This window comes from Stenotrophomonas sp. 21LCFQ19, assembly GCF_056861425.1.
In genome coordinates this window covers 1-14,917 of sequence record NZ_JBSPUF010000010.1, presented here as the reverse complement: position 1 = coordinate 14,917, position 14,917 = coordinate 1, and the positions used below count along the sequence as shown (strand labels likewise).

Below are 14,917 nucleotides of genomic sequence, written 5' to 3'. Positions count from 1 at the left end.
ATGACCGCCATCGGCGCACACGGTAAACTTGCTGCGTGAATACTCTTACCTATACCGCTCAGGAACTTGCCGACCGATTCGGCCTGCAGGTGCACGGTGACCCGTCGGTCGCCATCCACGGCGTTGCCACGCTGGCCCATGCCGGCCCCGGGCAGCTGACCTTCCTGGCCAATCCGCGTTACCGGGCACAGCTCGCCGACAGCAAGGCGTCGATCGTGCTGCTGCGCGCCGATGACGCCGAGGCCGCACCAGGCGCCGCCCTGGTCGCCAAGGACCCGTACACCACCTTCGCCAAGATCGGCGCACTGTTCGAAACCGTCCCGGTGCGCGAGCCCGGCATCCATCCCAGCGCGGTCATCGACCCCAGCGCGACGGTAGCCGCCAGCGCCCATATCGGCCCGCACGTCTGCATCGGCGCACGCAGCGTGATCGGCGAGAGCTGCATCATCGGCGTCGGCAGCATCATCGGCGACGACTGCGTGGTCGAGGCCGGCACCGAACTGCTGGCCCGCGTCACCCTGGTTGCGCGGGTCAAGCTGGGCAAGCGCGTGCGCATCCATCCGGGCGCCGTGCTCGGTGCCGAGGGCTTCGGCCTGGCAATGGACAACGGCCACTGGATCAAGGTCCCGCAGCTGGGTGGCGTGCGCATCGGCGACGATTGCGAGATCGGCGCCAACACCTGCATCGACCGTGGCGCACTGGAAGACACCACGCTGGACGAAGACGTGCGCGTGGACAACCTGGTGCAGATCGCCCACAACGTACAGATCGGCGCGCACAGCGCCATCGCAGGCTCCACCGGCATTGCCGGCAGCGCCAAGATCGGCCGCTACTGCCTGCTCGGCGGCGCCGTCGGCGTCGTTGGCCACCTGGAAATCTGCGACCACGTCGTCATCACCGGCAAGTCGGTGGTGCGCAACTCAATTACCGAACCTGGCGAGTACTCGTCGGGCACCCCTTTGACCGACAACCGCACGTGGCGCAAAAACGCCGCGCGCTTCAAGCAGCTCGATTCGCTGGCACGGCGCATCCTGGCTGTGAGCAAGGAGAAAGAATGAACGCACCACTGCAGATGCCCATCGACGTCACCACGATCCAGACGTTGATCCCGCACCGCTACCCGTTCCTGCTGGTCGACAAGGTTGTCGAACTGGATGTGGACGCCAAGCGCATCGTCGCGCACAAGAACGTAACCATCAACGAGCCCTACTTCCAGGGCCACTTCCCGGGCCAGCCGATCATGCCGGGCGTGCTGATCATCGAAGCCCTGGCCCAGGCAGGTGGCGTGCTGACCCAGCTCAGCCTTGGCCGCGACGCGCAGTCCAAGCTGTTCTACCTGGTCAAGGTCGACAACGTGCGCTTCATGAAGCAGGTGGTGCCGGGCGACGTGCTGGAACTGCATGTGCAGGTCAAGCGCATGATCCGCAACATGGCGGTCTACTACGGCGAAGCCAAGGTGGATGGTGAAATCGTCGCACACGCCGAAGTGCTCTGCGCCGGCACCCGCGAATAATCTGCCTGGAGCAAACGATGAGCGATAACGCACCCTTGATTCACCCGACCGCGGTCATCGATCCCTCGGCCAAACTCGGCCAAGGCGTGCGCGTGGGTGCGTTCACCCTGATCGGCGCCGACGTCGAGATCGGCGATGGCACCGAAGTGGGGCCGCATTGCAGCATCCACGGTCCGACCCGGATCGGTCGCGACAATCGCTTCATCGGCCACGTCGCGGTCGGCGGCGAACCGCAGGACAAGAAGTTCGCCGGTGAACGCACCGAGCTGGTGATCGGCGACCGCAATGTGTTCCGTGAATTCGTCACCCTCAGCCGCGGCACTGCCGGCGGCGGTGGTGTCACCACCATCGGCAACGACAACTGGATGCTGGCCTACGTGCATGTCGCCCATGACTGCCATGTCGCCGACCACTGCGTGTTCTCCAACAACACCACCCTGGCCGGCCACGTCTCGGTCGGCAACTGGGTGATCATCAGCGGCTTCGCCGGTGCCCACCAGTTCTGCCGCATCGGCGACCATGCCTTCCTCGGCATGGGTGCACTGGTCACCGGCGACATCCCGCCGTTCACCATGGTCGGCATCGACGGCCACGGTCGTCCACGCGGTATCAACAGTGAGGGCCTGAAGCGTCGTGGCTTCGACGCCGAACGCATCAGTGCGATCAAGCGCGCTTACCGCACCATCTACGTTGCAGGTGTGCCGCTGGCCGAAGCCAAGGTGGCGTTGGCCGAGCAGGCCCAGAGCAGCGATGACGTCAAGCAGATGCTGGACTTCATCGAGCACGGCGAGCGTCCGCTGCAACGATGAACGCTGTAACCCAGGACTCCGGATTGGCGCTTGGCCGCAAGCCGCGCATCGCGCTGGTTGCCGGCGAGGCGTCGGGCGACCTGCTCGGCGCCGGCCTGATCAATGCCCTGCGTGCGCGCTACCCCGATGCCGAATTTGCCGGCATCGGCGGCGATGCAATGCGCAATGCCGGCTGCGAAACCTGGTTTGATGCCAGCGAGCTGGCGCTGATGGGGCTGGCTGAAATCCTGCGCCATCTGCCGCGCCTGCTGAAGCTGCGCAAGGAATTCCGCCAGCGCGTGCTCGACTGGCAGCCGGATGTATTCATCGGCATCGACGCACCGGATTTCAATCTGGGTGTGGAAAAGTGGCTCAAGCAACGCGGCCTGCGCACCGTGCATTACGTCAGCCCCTCGGTCTGGGCCTGGCGCGAGAAGCGCGCCGAGAAAATCGGCGCCAGCGCCGATCTGGTGCTGTGCCTGTTCCCGATGGAACCGCCGATCTATGCCCGACACGGCATTGATGCACGCTTCGTCGGCCATCCGATGGCTGATGAAATTCCGCTGCACAGCGATCGCACGGCAGCGCGGCAAGCGCTGGGCATTCCCGAGCAGGCAAAGCTGCTTGCGGTACTGCCCGGCAGCCGCCTGGGCGAAGTGAGCCGGCTCGGCCCGCCGTTCTTCGCCGCCGCCTGGCAGCTGTGCGAACAAGACCGCGGCCTGCATATCGTCGTGCCCGCGGCCAATGCCAAGTGCAAGGCGATGATCACCGAACAGATCCGCAGCGCAGCGCTCCCCAGCGCGCGCCTGCACCTGCTCGATGGCAAGGCACGCGAAGCGATGATCGCCGCCGACGTGGTGATGCTGGCATCCGGCACCGCGACCCTGGAAACCATGCTGGTAAAACGGCCGATGGTGGTGGGCTACCGCGTTGCCGAGCTCACCTATCGCATCGTCAAGGCGCTGGGCCTGATCAAGGTCGATCGTTTTGCCCTGCCCAATGTATTGGCCGGCAAGGACCTGGCGCCGGAGCTGATCCAGCACGAATGCACGCCAGAAAACCTGTCCGCCGCAGTACGCAACTGGTTTGAGCATCCCGATTGCGTCAGCGGTCTGCAAGACGACTACCAGCAGCTGCACCAGCAGCTACGCCAGGACGCCTCGGCACGCGCCGCCGACGCTGTCGCCGGGCTGCTGCAGGCGCCGCGCAAACAAGGCCAGCCGTGACCGTCAAGCGTACTCCCAAGGCGGCGGATGTCTCGCTGTCCTTGTTTGACGACGCTGCTTTGCTCGAACGGCAGGCCCCACGCCTGGTCGCCGGTGTCGACGAGGCCGGGCGCGGCCCGCTGGCCGGCCCGGTCGCGGTGGCGGCCGTTGTCTTCGACCCCGAACGTCCACGCATCAACGGCCTGGATGACTCCAAGGCATTGACCGCACTACGCCGCGACCAGCTCTACGACCGCATCATCGAACGTGCATTGGCTTACAAGATCGTGATGGTCGACGTGACCGAGATCGACAGCCTCAATATCTTCCAGGCCACCATGCAGGGCATGCGTCTGGCGGTGGAAGGCGTGGCACATGTGGCCCAGTTTGCCCGCATCGATGGCAACAAGATTCCCAAGGGCCTGCCCTGCCCGGCAGAAGCGCTGGTTGGTGGCGACGCCATTGACCGCAGCATCATGGCCGCCTCGATCCTGGCCAAGGTCAGCCGTGACCGCTTCATGCTGGAGCTGCACCTGCAGCATCCCGAGTACGGCTTCGACCAGCACAAGGGCTATGGCACACCCTTCCATATGGCCGCGCTGCGCGCCCATGGCCCCTGCCCGCAGCATCGGCGCAGCTTCGCCCCGGTGCGTGCTTGCCTGGAAACCGCTTGAGTCACTCGCTGCCCCCATCGGGGCAAGCAATCGATTGCATATGATCATTGCCCGCCGCAAGCCAGCCACCCGCTGATCCCCGACACAGTCCCGCGCGTCGGCCAGCTGGATCAGGCCATCGTCATCGACACCGTCTGGCCAAAACTTGCCGGCGAAGTCGCCAACTTCCTCGACTACCAGCGCCTGCGCCAGATGGAGGCCGAACGCCAGGGCCGCGGCTACCATGACATCGCCTTCAACCGCCGCAGCTGGCTGGAACTGCATGAAATCGAAGCCCCCCTGCATGAACACCAGCGGCGGGGGCGTGAAATCAACTACGCACCTGAACCACTCAGCTACTTCCGCTTCCACTGACAGCGGCAACGGCGGGGCTCCAGCCAGGCCAAGCCAAGATCAGGCTGGAGCCGTGCCGGGCGTGGCATGGACGACCAAGCCCGCCGGGCCTGCGCCCGTCCTGATAGTGTGCACCTGCGGGCCGTTGGCCCGGGCCGGCGCGGGTCGCAGGCATGTCAAGCCTTGCCCCACCCCGCCCCCGTCGCTACCCTGCACCGGCATACTTCTGGCTCCGCATGTCTACTTCTTCCCGCTTCGTCCATCTACACGTCCACACCGAATTCTCGATGGTGGACTCCACCATCCGCGTACCCGCCAAACCCGACCAGGCCGACCCCAAGAAGGCCAAGCAGGCCAACCTGCTGAGTCGCTCGGTCGAGATGAAGGCACCGGCGCTGGCGGTCACCGACCTGAACAACATGTTCGCGCTGGTGAAGTTCTACAAGGCTGCCGAAGGCGTGGGCATCAAGCCCATCGCCGGCGCCGACCTGCTGATCACCGAGGACGGCCAGGACCCTTGGCGCATGACCTTGCTGTGCCGCGACCGCGAAGGCTACCTGAGCCTGTCGAGGCTGCTGACCCGTGCGTGGATGGAAGGCCATCGCAACGAAGGCGGCGTCGCCGTGCATCCGCAATGGTTGAAGGACGGCTGCAAGAACCTGTTCGCGCTGGCCGGCCGTCACAGCCTGGCCGGGCGCCTGGCCAATGACGGCCGCCATGATCTGGCTGAGCAGCAGCTCGCCGACTGGCAGCGCGTGTTCGGTGACGGCCTGCACCTGGAACTGACTCGCACCGGTCGCGATGGCGAGGAAGCCTTCAATCAGTTCGCGCTGCAGGCTGCCGGCCAGCGCGGCCTGGCGGTGGTGGCGACCAATGACGTGCGCTTCCTGTCGCCGGATGATTTCTACGCGCATGAAGCGCGCGTCTGCATTTCCACCGGCCGCGTGCTGGATGATCCCAAGCGTCCGCGTGAGTACAGCGCCGAGCAGTACCTGAAGACGCCGGAACAGATGTGCGAGCTGTTCGCCGACATCCCCGACGCGATCGACAATACCCTGGCACTGGCCGAACGCTGCAACGTCGAGATGCGGCTGGGCACCTACTTCCTGCCCAACTATCCGGTGCCGGACGACCAGACCCTGGACAGCTGGATCCAGAAGATCTCGCGCGACGGCCTGGAAGAACGCCTGCAGGTGCATCCAATTGCGGCCGGCATGACCCGTGAGGACTATGACGCGCGGCTGGAGTTCGAGCTCAACACGATCATCAAGATGGGCTTCCCCGGCTACTTCCTGATCGTGGCCGACTTCATCCAGTGGGGTAAGAACCAGGGCATTCCGATCGGTCCGGGCCGTGGTTCCGGTGCCGGTTCGCTGGTGGCCTGGGCGTTGAAGATCACCGACCTGGATCCGCTGCCCTACAACCTGCTGTTCGAGCGCTTCCTCAACCCGGAACGCGTGTCGATGCCCGACTTCGACATCGACTTCTGCATGGATCGCCGCGACGAGGTGATCGACTACGTTGCACGCAAGTACGGCCGCGAGCGCGTCAGCCAGATCATCACCTACGGCACCATGGCGGCCAAGGCGGTAGTGCGTGATACCGGCCGTGTGCTTGGCTTCCCCTACGGTCTGGTCGACGGCGTTTCCAAGCTGATTCCCAACATCCTCGGCATCCACCTGAAGGATGCGCTGGGCAAGGGCAAGGAAGGCACGAGTTCGGAAATGGCCTCGGCCGAGCTGATCCAGCGCTACGAGTCCGAAGACGACGTCCGCGATTTGATCGACCTGGCCCTGCAGCTGGAAGACCTGACCCGCAACGCCGGCAAGCATGCCGGTGGCGTGGTGATCGGGCCGGAACCGCTGAGCGAGTTCTGCCCGCTGTACGCCGAACACGACGATGGCGGCATCGGCAAGAACCCGGTCACCCAGTTCGACAAGAACGACGTTGAAGAAGTCGGCCTGGTGAAATTCGACTTCCTCGGCCTGCGCACGCTGACCATCATCGATTGGGCGGTGAAGGCGATCAACAAGCGCCATGAGCGTGCCGGCATTCCGCCGATCGACATCGCCCATATCCCGCTCGACGACGCCCCGACCTACAAGGACATCTTCGCCAACGGCAATACTGGCGCGGTGTTCCAGTTCGAATCCTCGGGCATGCGCCGCCTGCTGAAGGACGCGCGCCCTGACCGCTTCGAAGACCTGATCGCACTGGTGTCACTGTACCGCCCGGGCCCGATGGACCTGATTCCTTCCTTCAACGCGCGTAAGCACGGCCAGGAAGAAATCATCTATCCCGATCCGCGTACCGAAGTCATCCTGAAAGACACCTACGGCATCATGGTGTACCAGGAGCAGGTGATGCAGATGGCGCAGATCGTCGGCAATTACTCGCTGGGCGGCGCCGACCTGTTGCGCCGTGCGATGGGCAAGAAGGTGCCGGCGGAAATGGCCAAGCACCGCGAGATCTTCCGCGAAGGTGCGGCCACCGGCGGCGTCGATGGCCCCAAGGCCGACGAAATCTTCGACTTGATGGAGAAGTTTGCAGGCTACGGTTTCAATAAATCGCATGCTGCGGCCTATGCATTGGTCAGCTACCAGACCGCCTGGCTCAAGCGTCACTACCCGGCCGAGTTCATGGCCGCGACGCTGTCCTCGGACATGGACAACACCGACAAGGTGGTCGGCTTCCTGGCCGAGGTGAAGAACCTTGGCCTGACCGTGCTGCCGCCGCGCGTCAACGACTCGGCCTATATGTTCGAGGCGGCCAATGCCGACACCATCCGTTACGGCCTCGGTGCGATCAAGGGCGTCGGCCAAGGCGCCTGCGAAGCGGTAGTCGAGCAACGTGAACGCGGCGGCGAATACGCCTCGCTGCTGGATTTCTGCGCACGCGTGGAATCGGGCAAGCTCAACCGCCGCACGCTGGAAGCGATGATCAACTGCGGTGCCTTCGACGGCATCGGCAAGAACCGCGCGACCTTGGCACTGCAGCTGCCGGAGGTGATCAAGGCCACCGAGCAGATGGCGCGCGAGAAGGCCTCCGGGCAGAACTCGCTGTTCGGTGCACCGGACCCGGTCAGCACCGCCAGCCAGCTCGACCTGCCCGAGAGCAAGGAATGGCCGCTGGCACAGCTGCTCAATGGCGAGCGCGAGACGCTGGGCTTCTTCCTCAGCGGCCACCCGTTCGACCCGTATGCCGATGACGTCAAGGAGCTGGTCGGCACCGACCTCGGCGGACTCGACAAACTGATTGCCCCGGCCTTCCCCTCCAAGGATGGCGAGAAACGCGCATGGCGCCAGGAATCCCCGGTGATCCTGGCCGGCATGGTCATTGGCGTCCGCCGCAAGGGCGACAGCCAGGTCTTCGTGACCCTGGAAGACGGCAAGGGCCGGGTCGAATGCAGCGCGTTCTCCGATGGCTTGGCCGAATTCGGCCACCTGATGACCAAGGACCGCATCCTGGTGGTCAAGGGCGGCCTGCGCGAAGACGAGTTCAACGGCGGTTATGCCCTGCGCATCCGCCAGTGCTGGGACTACGAGCAGCTCTGCGCCGACCACGCCTTGCGCGTATCGATGCGCGTGGACGGCCGTGGCGGCCCGATCTGGCAGCGCATCGATGCCCTGCTCGCCACCGCCCGCCCGGGCCGTACCCCCCTGCGCCTGGACCTGCTGCTCAACGGCAAGCCCGGCAGCATTGCCGGCATGCTCGACCTCGGCAGCAGCGGCTCGGTGCGGGTCACGCCCAAGCTGCTCGATGCCCTGCGCGAGGACCCGGCCGTGCGCCGGGTCAAGGTCAAGTACAGCCCGCCCTGGGCCAATTGATTGTCCGGACGGACGCGTACGGGTTGATACGGCGCGTTCGGCTACACTTCCCCCCTTTCATTGCTGACGGTTTCCGATGAATCCGAACTACCTCGATTTCGAGCAACCCATCGCCGATCTGGAATCCAAGATCAAGGACCTGCGCAATGCCAGCGCCGGGCCGGCGGTCAATGTCGATGCTGAGGTCAAGGCGCTGGAAGACAAGCTGCGCCTGCGTACTGCCCAGATCTTCCGCAACCTGTCCTCGTGGCAGGTGCTGCAGGTGGCCCGCCACCCGTCGCGTCCTTACCCGCTCGACTACATCCGCATCTTCTGCGATGAGTTCCAGGAACTGGCCGGCGACCGCGCCTTTGCCGATGACAAGGCCATCGTTGGTGGCCTGGCCCGTATCGGTGGCCGCTCGGTGATGCTGATCGGCCACCAGAAGGGCCGCGATACCAAGGAAAAGGTGCGCCGCAACTTCGGCATGCCCAAGCCCGAGGGCTACCGCAAGGCCTTGCGCCTGATGAAGATGGCCGAGCGTTTCGGCCTGCCGGTGCTGACCCTGATCGACACCGCTGGCGCTTGGCCGGGCATCGACGCCGAAGAGCGCGGCCAGTCCGAAGCCATCGCCCGCAACCTGATGGAAATGGCCGAGCTGAAGGTGCCGGTGATCTGCACCGTTATCGGTGAAGGCGGCTCCGGCGGCGCACTGGCACTGGGCGTGGGCGACCGCACCCTGATGCTGGAATACAGCGTCTACTCGACCATCAGCCCGGAAGGCTGCGCCTCCATCCTGTGGAAGGACGCCGGCAAGGCCAAGGACGCCGCCGAGCAGCTGGGCATGACCGCCCCACGCCTGAAGAGCCTGGGCCTGATCGACAAGATGATCCGCGAGCCGATCGGCGGCGCCCACCGCAACCCCACGCAGATGGGCAAGCGCCTGAAGGCCGTGCTGCTCAATGAGCTGGACGCGCTGGAGAAGCTGCCCCTCGACGAACTGCTGGCGCGCCGCTACGCGCGCCTGCGCAGCTACGGTGCCTACGAAGCGGCCTGAGCCGCTTCCGCCACTGGGCACACGGATGAGTCCGATCATTCTGCTTTCGCTGATCCTGCAGGTCGCCTGCTGCGTGCACGTCGTGCGCACCGGGCGACCGCTGTACTGGATCTTCATCCTGCTGTTCTTCTCGTACCTGGCGGTGCTGATCTATGTGATCGCCGAAGTACTGCCCGGACTGCGCAACAACCCGACCGCGCGTCGTGGCTTGCGCAAGGTCCGCGACCAGATCGATCCGACGCGCGGCAAGCGCCAGGCCGACCAGCGGCTGCGCGCGTCCGACACCGCCGACAACCGCAGGCGCCTGGCCCAGGAGCACCTGGACCGCGGCGAATATGCCGAAGCGGCGACGCTGTACGAAGGTGCGCTGCGCGGATTGCACAGCGAGGACCCGGACCTGATGCTGGGCCTGGCCAAGGCCCAGTACGGCCTGCAGCAGCCGGCACAGGCGCGCAAGACGCTGGAAGCCTTGATCGCGGCCAACCCCAACTTCCGCTCGCATGACGGCCACCTGCTGTATGCCCGCACCGTGGAGGACAGCGCGGACATCCCTGCTGCCCTGCACGAGTACGAGGCGATGATCGGCGGCTACCCGGGCGAGGAAGCACGGCTGCGCTATGCACTGCTGCTCAAGCGCGCCGGCCGCGACGACGACGCGGCCAGGCAACTGCAGAACATCCTCGACCGCGCCGAGACCTCGCCGCGCTACTACCAGCAGGCACAGCGCGCGTGGATCGATGCCGCACGCAAGGAACTGCGGCAGCTGACGCCGGCAGGCTGAGCCGTCCTGTCTGATTGTGGGAGCGGCGTCAGCCGCGAAGCTGACCCTGCCAAAGCCCTTGGCACTCGCGCAATCTGATGCTGTACTGGCTTCGCGGCTCACGCCGCTCCCACAACCAAACCGACGCCTGCACGCTGGCAGCGGATTGTGACGACGCGATCCATCGATGGACTGTGTTATCTGCCTTCTCCCCCCCCCCGGCGAGGCCAAGCAGCATGATCACCAGCCTGAAAGTCCTGTTGATCGCCATCAGCGTGCTCGCCAGCATGTACCTGATCGCCTGCGCCCTGCTCGCCTTCAATGCCCGCAGCATGCTTTACCACCCGGCCCCGCGCAGTGCCGATGTACCGCACTGGACCATGCCGCGCGGCGATGCCGACATCATCGTCTCCAGCAACAAACAGCACAGCACGCAGCTCATCCTGTATTTCGGCGGCAATGCCGAAGATGTCTCGCAGGCGCTGCCGATGCTGCAGCAGGGCTTCCCGGCGGCCGCCATCCACGCCATGCACTACCGCGGCTATGGCGGCAGCAGCGGTGCACCGACCGAAGCCATGCTTGTTGGCGATGCCTTGGCGCTGTACGACAGCACCAGCAACGGCCAAGCCCAGGACATCGTCGTGATCGGCCGCAGCCTCGGCTCCGGCGTCGCCGTGCAACTCGCGGCTGCGCGGCCGGTTCAACGCCTGGTCCTGATCACGCCTTACGACAGCATTGGCGGCCTTGCGGCACGCATGTTCCCGGCCTTCCCGGTACGCCTGCTGCTACGCGACCACTACGACTCCTGGCGTCACGCGGCACAGATCACCGCTCCCACCACGCTGATCATCGCCGGCAGGGATGAGGTGATTCCGAATGCGAGTTCGCTGCGGCTACTGCGCGAATTCCGACCCGGCGTCGCGCAGGCAGTGACCATCGCTGATGCCGATCACAATGATGTGTTCGGCTATCCGCAGTTTGCGGAGGCGTTGCGGGGGCGGTAGCGATTGAAGCCACCCCCACCCAAACCCACCCCTGCGCTCCGCGCATGGGAGGGGGCAAGGCTCAAGCCCTCCCTTGCGCGTAGCGCAGGGGAGGGTTGGGAGGGGTGCCGTTGATCTTCGCAGCCCGCCCCAAAAGAACTCAGAACGGCTTCGCCAGCACCAAATAAACAATCGCAATGAACAGCACCAACGGCAGCTCATTGAACCAGCGCAGCGTGCCCGATGACGGCAGGTCCTTGCCCTTGATCGTGCCCTTCAACCAGCGCCCGGTGAAGGTGAAATACACCATCAGCAAGACCACCAATCCCAGCTTTGCATGCAGCCAGCCGGCAGCACCCGGCGCCACCATGGTCGGGAACTCCGGCAGCACCTTGTAACCCAGCCACAGCACCAGCCCAAGGATGAAGGCAAAGCCGAACATCACATGGCCAAACCGGTACAGGCGCGTGCCCATCAACTGCAGCCGCTCCACCACCGCCGGCTGCCCCGCAGCCTCGGCCAGGTTGACCAGGATCCGCGGCAGGTAGAACACCGACGCCATCCACGCCACCACGAAAACAAGGTGGAAGGTCTTTACCCAAAAGTACGACTGCATGCGCTGGCTCCATCGGCGGCGTAGGATGAGCGCCATTTTCGCCCATCCGCACAAGACACGCACATGCAGGACAAGCAGTACGACGCCGACTACTTCCAACGCTGGTATCGCCGCGACGATATCGGCGGCGCAGCGCGCTTGGCACGCAAGGTGCAACTGGCCGTTGCCGCAGCCGAGTACTACCTGGAGCGCCCGATCCGCAGCGTGCTCGACGTTGGCTGCGGCGAAGGCGCCTGGCGCGCGCCCTTGCTCAAGCTGCGACCCAAGCTGCAGTACATGGGTTTTGACAGCAGCGAGTACGCGGTGCGCCGCTATGGCCGCACCCGCAACCTGCATCTGGCCAGCTTCGGCGACTTCCAGTGGCTGCGTCCCTGCGCGCCGGTCGACCTGCTGGTCTGCTCGGATGTCATCCATTACGTGCCCAGCCGCGAGCTGCGCAAGGGCCTGCCGGGCCTGGCCGAGCTCTGCGGCGGGGTCGCCTTCCTGGAGGCGTTCACCGCCGAGGACGAGTTCCATGGCGACCACGACGGCTTCCAGCAGCGCCCTGCGCGCTGGTACAAGCGCCAGCTGCGTGAAGCGGGTTTCCGCGGCGTCGGCTCGCACTGCTGGCTGGCGCCCGCATTCAGCGAAGACATCGCCGCGCTGGAACGGGCCGACTAAAGGCCGATACCGGCTTAACGCCGCAAATGTCATAGTGCGCTATGCTGCACAGCATCATATGACTGTACATATTGGGACGTCATGCTTTATCAACTGCATGAATTGACCCGCAACCTGCTTGCGCCCTGGGTTCACCAGGCGCAGGCAAATGCGGCGTTCTTCAATAATTCGGGCCACTGGTGGTCGTCGATGCCGGGCGCTGATCGCTTCGCGGCGATGAACGAGCTGTTCCACCGCCTCGGCAAGGATTATGAGAAGCCCGAATGGGGCATCCACGAGCTGGAGCTCGATGGCGAGATCGTGCCGATCGCCCAGCTCACCGAAGTGGAGAAGCCGTTCTGCAAGCTGCTGCGCTTCAAGCGCCACAGCAACGAAACATCCAAGGTTGAAGCCCTGCTCGCCCAGCCCATCGTGCTGGTGGTGGCGCCGCTGTCCGGCCACCATGCCACCCTGCTGCGCGACACCGTGCGCACCCTGCTGCGCGACCACCGCGTCTATGTGACCGACTGGGTCGACGCGCGCATGGTGCCGGTGGAACAGGGCGAGTTCGGCCTGGACGACTACATCGAATACGTGCAGGAGTTCATCCGCCACCTCGGCGCCGAGAACGTGCACGTGGTCAGCGTCTGCCAGCCAACCGTGCCGGTGCTGGCGGCGGTGTCACTGATGGCCAGCCGCGGCGAAACCACGCCGCGCTCACTGGTGATGATGGGCGGCCCGATCGATGCGCGTTGCAGCCCGACCGCAGTCAACAACCTCGCCACCCGCAACCCGATGTCGTGGTTCGAGAACAACGTCATCCACACCATTCCGGCGCCGTATCCGGGCCAGGGCCGCCGCGTCTATCCTGGCTTCCTGCAGCACGCCGGCTTCATGTCGATGAATCCCAGCCGCCACTTGATGTCGCACTGGGATTTCTACACGGATCTGGTCAAGGGCGACCTGGACGACGCCAACGCGCATCGCCGTTTCTACGACGAATACAACGCCGTGCTGGACATGCCGGCGCAGTTCTACCTGGACACCATCCGCGTGGTGTTCCAGGAGTTCCTGCTGCCGCGTGGCGAGTGGTATGTGCGCGGTGAACACGTCGACCCGTCGGCGATCCGCGACACCGCCCTGCTGAGCATCGAAGGCGAGCTGGACGATATTGCCGGCCTGGGCCAGACCGAAGCGGCGCAGGCGCTGTGCACCGGCATCCCGGCCTCGCGCCGCGACCACTTCATCGTCGAAGGCGCCGGCCACTACGGCATCTTCAGCGGCCGCCGCTGGCGCGAAGTGGTGTACCCGAAGATGCGCGATTTCTTCAGCGCCCAATCCGCGCAACCGGCGGCAAAGAAGGCCAGGAAAGCCAGCAGCAACGTAACCCCGCTGCGCCGCCGCGCCCAGCGCTGAGCCTTGGCTTGAAGCCCCTCTCCTTGCGGGGGAGAGGGGCAGCTTGCGAACCATTGGTTCGCTGCCCATCGAACGCCCTTGCGCCAGCGCAAGGTCCGGGGCGCGGAGCGGGGGTTAGGGTGACGGTAAATCGAAGCAAGACGGTTTCGGCAATAGCAGTCCCGCCGAAGCTGACAAGAGAACCACAAGGCCCCGGCATTCCCGGGGCCTTCTGCATTCAAGAAACCGCCTTCAAGCCCACCACCCCAACCACGATCACGGCCAGGCTCAGCAAGCGCGCCGTGCTGCGCGACTCACCAAAGAACAGTATGTTCACCAGTACCGCAGCGGCCGTTCCCAGGCCAATCCACACCGCATAGGCAATGCTCAACTGGATGTAACGGAAGGATTGGTACAGCAGCACGAACGAGGCGCCGAACCCGCCGATGAACAGGATCGCGCTCAACAAACTCTTGCGCCCGCTGTAACGCTTCAGGCCAATCACGCCCACCGTTTCCATCAAGGCTGCGGCGAAAACCAGAAACCAGCCCATATCAGCCTCCCTGCCCGTTTGCGTCAGGCGCAGTGGCCGCCTTGTCATCGGCCAGTTTCAACGCGATCACGCCCGCCACCAGCACCGCCATGAACACCCCCTTGGCCAGGCTGAAGCTGCCGTCGAACAGGAAGATGTCCATCAGCGCCGTGCCCACCGTGCCAACGGCGGCAAACACCGCATATACCGTGCCGGTCGGCAATGATTCGCAGGCCTTGGCCAGCCAATGGAAGTCCACCAGGATCACCACGATGATCGGAATCCAGTGCCACCAGGTCGCTGCCACATTGAAGCCATACACCCAGACCAGTTCGAACAGACAGGTCAGGGCCACGTAGAACCAGCCTTTACCGGCCATGACGTTCTCCAGGAAAAACCGCAACCAGCATAGCGCGTGGTAGTGCCGAACCATGCTCGGCAGAGGCTTTACCGGCAGCGTCCCGCTCCGCCTTCTTGCGGGAGCGGCATGCCTCGAAGCTCCAACCGCATCCGCCAGCGAGAAGCCAACCCCTCCCCAGCCCTCCCCTGCGCTGCGCGAAAGGGAGGGGGCGTAGTGCCGAGCCATGCTGGGCCGGGGCTCTACCAGCAATCCAGA

Annotated in this window: 15 protein-coding genes; 12 read left to right on the top strand and 3 right to left on the bottom strand. The window is 64.9% G+C overall.

Annotated features, from left to right (window positions below; genetic code table 11):
- Nucleotides 1-35 precede the first annotated feature (35 nt).
- The 10 genes from lpxD to AC13FW_RS12170 all read left to right on the top strand — a co-directional run bounded on the left by lpxD (nt 36) and on the right by AC13FW_RS12170 (nt 11,140).
- Nucleotides 36-1,058: a UDP-3-O-(3-hydroxymyristoyl)glucosamine N-acyltransferase gene (lpxD, locus tag AC13FW_RS12215; RefSeq protein WP_282267395.1), complete on the top strand. Its 1,023-nt coding sequence runs from the start codon at nt 36-38 to the stop codon at nt 1,056-1,058.
- Nucleotides 1,055-1,513, top strand: a complete 459-nt coding sequence (gene fabZ, locus AC13FW_RS12210; protein ID WP_282267396.1) for a 3-hydroxyacyl-ACP dehydratase FabZ — start codon at nt 1,055-1,057, stop codon at nt 1,511-1,513. Before lpxD ends, fabZ begins: the two co-directional genes overlap by 4 nt.
- Nucleotides 1,514-1,530: 17 nt before the next feature.
- Complete coding sequence (lpxA, locus tag AC13FW_RS12205; protein ID WP_482989226.1) at nt 1,531-2,322, top strand: acyl-ACP--UDP-N-acetylglucosamine O-acyltransferase; 792 nt, start codon at nt 1,531-1,533, stop codon at nt 2,320-2,322.
- On the top strand, nt 2,319-3,527 hold the full coding sequence (gene lpxB, locus AC13FW_RS12200) for a lipid-A-disaccharide synthase (protein ID WP_482989225.1): 1,209 nt from the start codon (nt 2,319-2,321) through the stop codon (nt 3,525-3,527). The genes lpxA and lpxB overlap by 4 nt, the downstream gene beginning before the upstream one ends.
- 35 nt (nt 3,528-3,562) lie before the next feature.
- Nucleotides 3,563-4,180: a ribonuclease HII gene (locus AC13FW_RS12195; protein WP_482989320.1), complete on the top strand. Its 618-nt coding sequence runs from the start codon at nt 3,563-3,565 to the stop codon at nt 4,178-4,180.
- A 192-nt stretch (nt 4,181-4,372) separates the two neighbouring features.
- Nucleotides 4,373-4,534, top strand: coding sequence for a hypothetical protein (locus AC13FW_RS12190; RefSeq protein WP_482989224.1), 162 nt, complete (start codon nt 4,373-4,375; stop codon nt 4,532-4,534).
- Between the two features lie 215 nt (nt 4,535-4,749).
- Entirely contained in the window at nt 4,750-8,340 is a 3,591-nt protein-coding gene (dnaE, locus tag AC13FW_RS12185; protein WP_482989223.1) for a DNA polymerase III subunit alpha, read from the top strand.
- A gap of 76 nt (nt 8,341-8,416) precedes the next feature.
- Complete coding sequence (locus AC13FW_RS12180; protein WP_482986289.1) at nt 8,417-9,376, top strand: acetyl-CoA carboxylase carboxyltransferase subunit alpha; 960 nt, start codon at nt 8,417-8,419, stop codon at nt 9,374-9,376.
- A gap of 25 nt (nt 9,377-9,401) precedes the next feature.
- Nucleotides 9,402-10,157, top strand: a complete 756-nt coding sequence (locus AC13FW_RS12175; protein WP_482989222.1) for a tetratricopeptide repeat protein — start codon at nt 9,402-9,404, stop codon at nt 10,155-10,157.
- Between the two features lie 215 nt (nt 10,158-10,372).
- Nucleotides 10,373-11,140, top strand: a complete 768-nt coding sequence (locus AC13FW_RS12170) for an alpha/beta hydrolase (protein WP_482989221.1) — start codon at nt 10,373-10,375, stop codon at nt 11,138-11,140.
- Between the two features lie 139 nt (nt 11,141-11,279).
- Here the strand turns inward: AC13FW_RS12170 and AC13FW_RS12165 are convergent, their stop codons facing one another.
- The gene (locus tag AC13FW_RS12165) at nt 11,280-11,735 is read right to left on the bottom strand and encodes a CopD family protein (protein WP_482989220.1); all 456 of its coding nucleotides are present in this window, start codon (nt 11,733-11,735) and stop codon (nt 11,280-11,282) included.
- Nucleotides 11,736-11,798: 63 nt separating this feature from the next.
- Between AC13FW_RS12165 and AC13FW_RS12160 the strand changes: the two genes are divergently transcribed.
- Both AC13FW_RS12160 and AC13FW_RS12155 read left to right on the top strand, forming a co-directional pair.
- Nucleotides 11,799-12,395 (top strand): class I SAM-dependent DNA methyltransferase, encoded by a 597-nt coding sequence (locus AC13FW_RS12160; RefSeq protein WP_482989219.1) that lies wholly within the window; start codon nt 11,799-11,801, stop codon nt 12,393-12,395.
- A gap of 81 nt (nt 12,396-12,476) precedes the next feature.
- Nucleotides 12,477-13,790, top strand: a complete 1,314-nt coding sequence (locus AC13FW_RS12155; protein ID WP_481615752.1) for a polyhydroxyalkanoate depolymerase — start codon at nt 12,477-12,479, stop codon at nt 13,788-13,790.
- A 217-nt stretch (nt 13,791-14,007) separates the two neighbouring features.
- Here the strand turns inward: AC13FW_RS12155 and AC13FW_RS12150 are convergent, their stop codons facing one another.
- Together AC13FW_RS12150 and AC13FW_RS12145 are read right to left on the bottom strand one after the other, a co-directional pair.
- On the bottom strand, nt 14,008-14,322 hold the full coding sequence (locus AC13FW_RS12150; protein WP_282273137.1) for a DMT family transporter: 315 nt from the start codon (nt 14,320-14,322) through the stop codon (nt 14,008-14,010).
- Between the two features lies 1 nt (nt 14,323).
- Entirely contained in the window at nt 14,324-14,680 is a 357-nt protein-coding gene (locus AC13FW_RS12145) for a DMT family transporter (RefSeq protein WP_482989218.1), read from the bottom strand.
- Nucleotides 14,681-14,917: the final 237 nt, after the last annotated feature.

Excerpts from the sequence above, each read along its gene's own strand:
- fabZ (WP_282267396.1), top strand. The coding sequence starts at position 1,055 with ATGAACGCACCACTGCAGATGCCCATCGACGTCACCACGATCCAGACG.
- lpxA (WP_482989226.1), top strand. The coding sequence starts at position 1,531 with ATGAGCGATAACGCACCCTTGATTCACCCGACCGCGGTCATCGATCCC.
- lpxB (WP_482989225.1), top strand. The coding sequence starts at position 2,319 with ATGAACGCTGTAACCCAGGACTCCGGATTGGCGCTTGGCCGCAAGCCG.
- AC13FW_RS12190 (WP_482989224.1), top strand. The coding sequence starts at position 4,373 with ATGGAGGCCGAACGCCAGGGCCGCGGCTACCATGACATCGCCTTCAAC.
- dnaE (WP_482989223.1), top strand. The coding sequence starts at position 4,750 with ATGTCTACTTCTTCCCGCTTCGTCCATCTACACGTCCACACCGAATTC.
- AC13FW_RS12180 (WP_482986289.1), top strand. The coding sequence starts at position 8,417 with ATGAATCCGAACTACCTCGATTTCGAGCAACCCATCGCCGATCTGGAA.
- AC13FW_RS12175 (WP_482989222.1), top strand. The coding sequence starts at position 9,402 with ATGAGTCCGATCATTCTGCTTTCGCTGATCCTGCAGGTCGCCTGCTGC.
- AC13FW_RS12170 (WP_482989221.1), top strand. The coding sequence starts at position 10,373 with ATGATCACCAGCCTGAAAGTCCTGTTGATCGCCATCAGCGTGCTCGCC.
- AC13FW_RS12165 (WP_482989220.1), bottom strand. The coding sequence starts at position 11,735 with ATGCAGTCGTACTTTTGGGTAAAGACCTTCCACCTTGTTTTCGTGGTG.
- AC13FW_RS12160 (WP_482989219.1), top strand. The coding sequence starts at position 11,799 with ATGCAGGACAAGCAGTACGACGCCGACTACTTCCAACGCTGGTATCGC.
- AC13FW_RS12155 (WP_481615752.1), top strand. The coding sequence starts at position 12,477 with ATGCTTTATCAACTGCATGAATTGACCCGCAACCTGCTTGCGCCCTGG.
- AC13FW_RS12150 (WP_282273137.1), bottom strand. The coding sequence starts at position 14,322 with ATGGGCTGGTTTCTGGTTTTCGCCGCAGCCTTGATGGAAACGGTGGGC.
- AC13FW_RS12145 (WP_482989218.1), bottom strand. The coding sequence starts at position 14,680 with ATGGCCGGTAAAGGCTGGTTCTACGTGGCCCTGACCTGTCTGTTCGAA.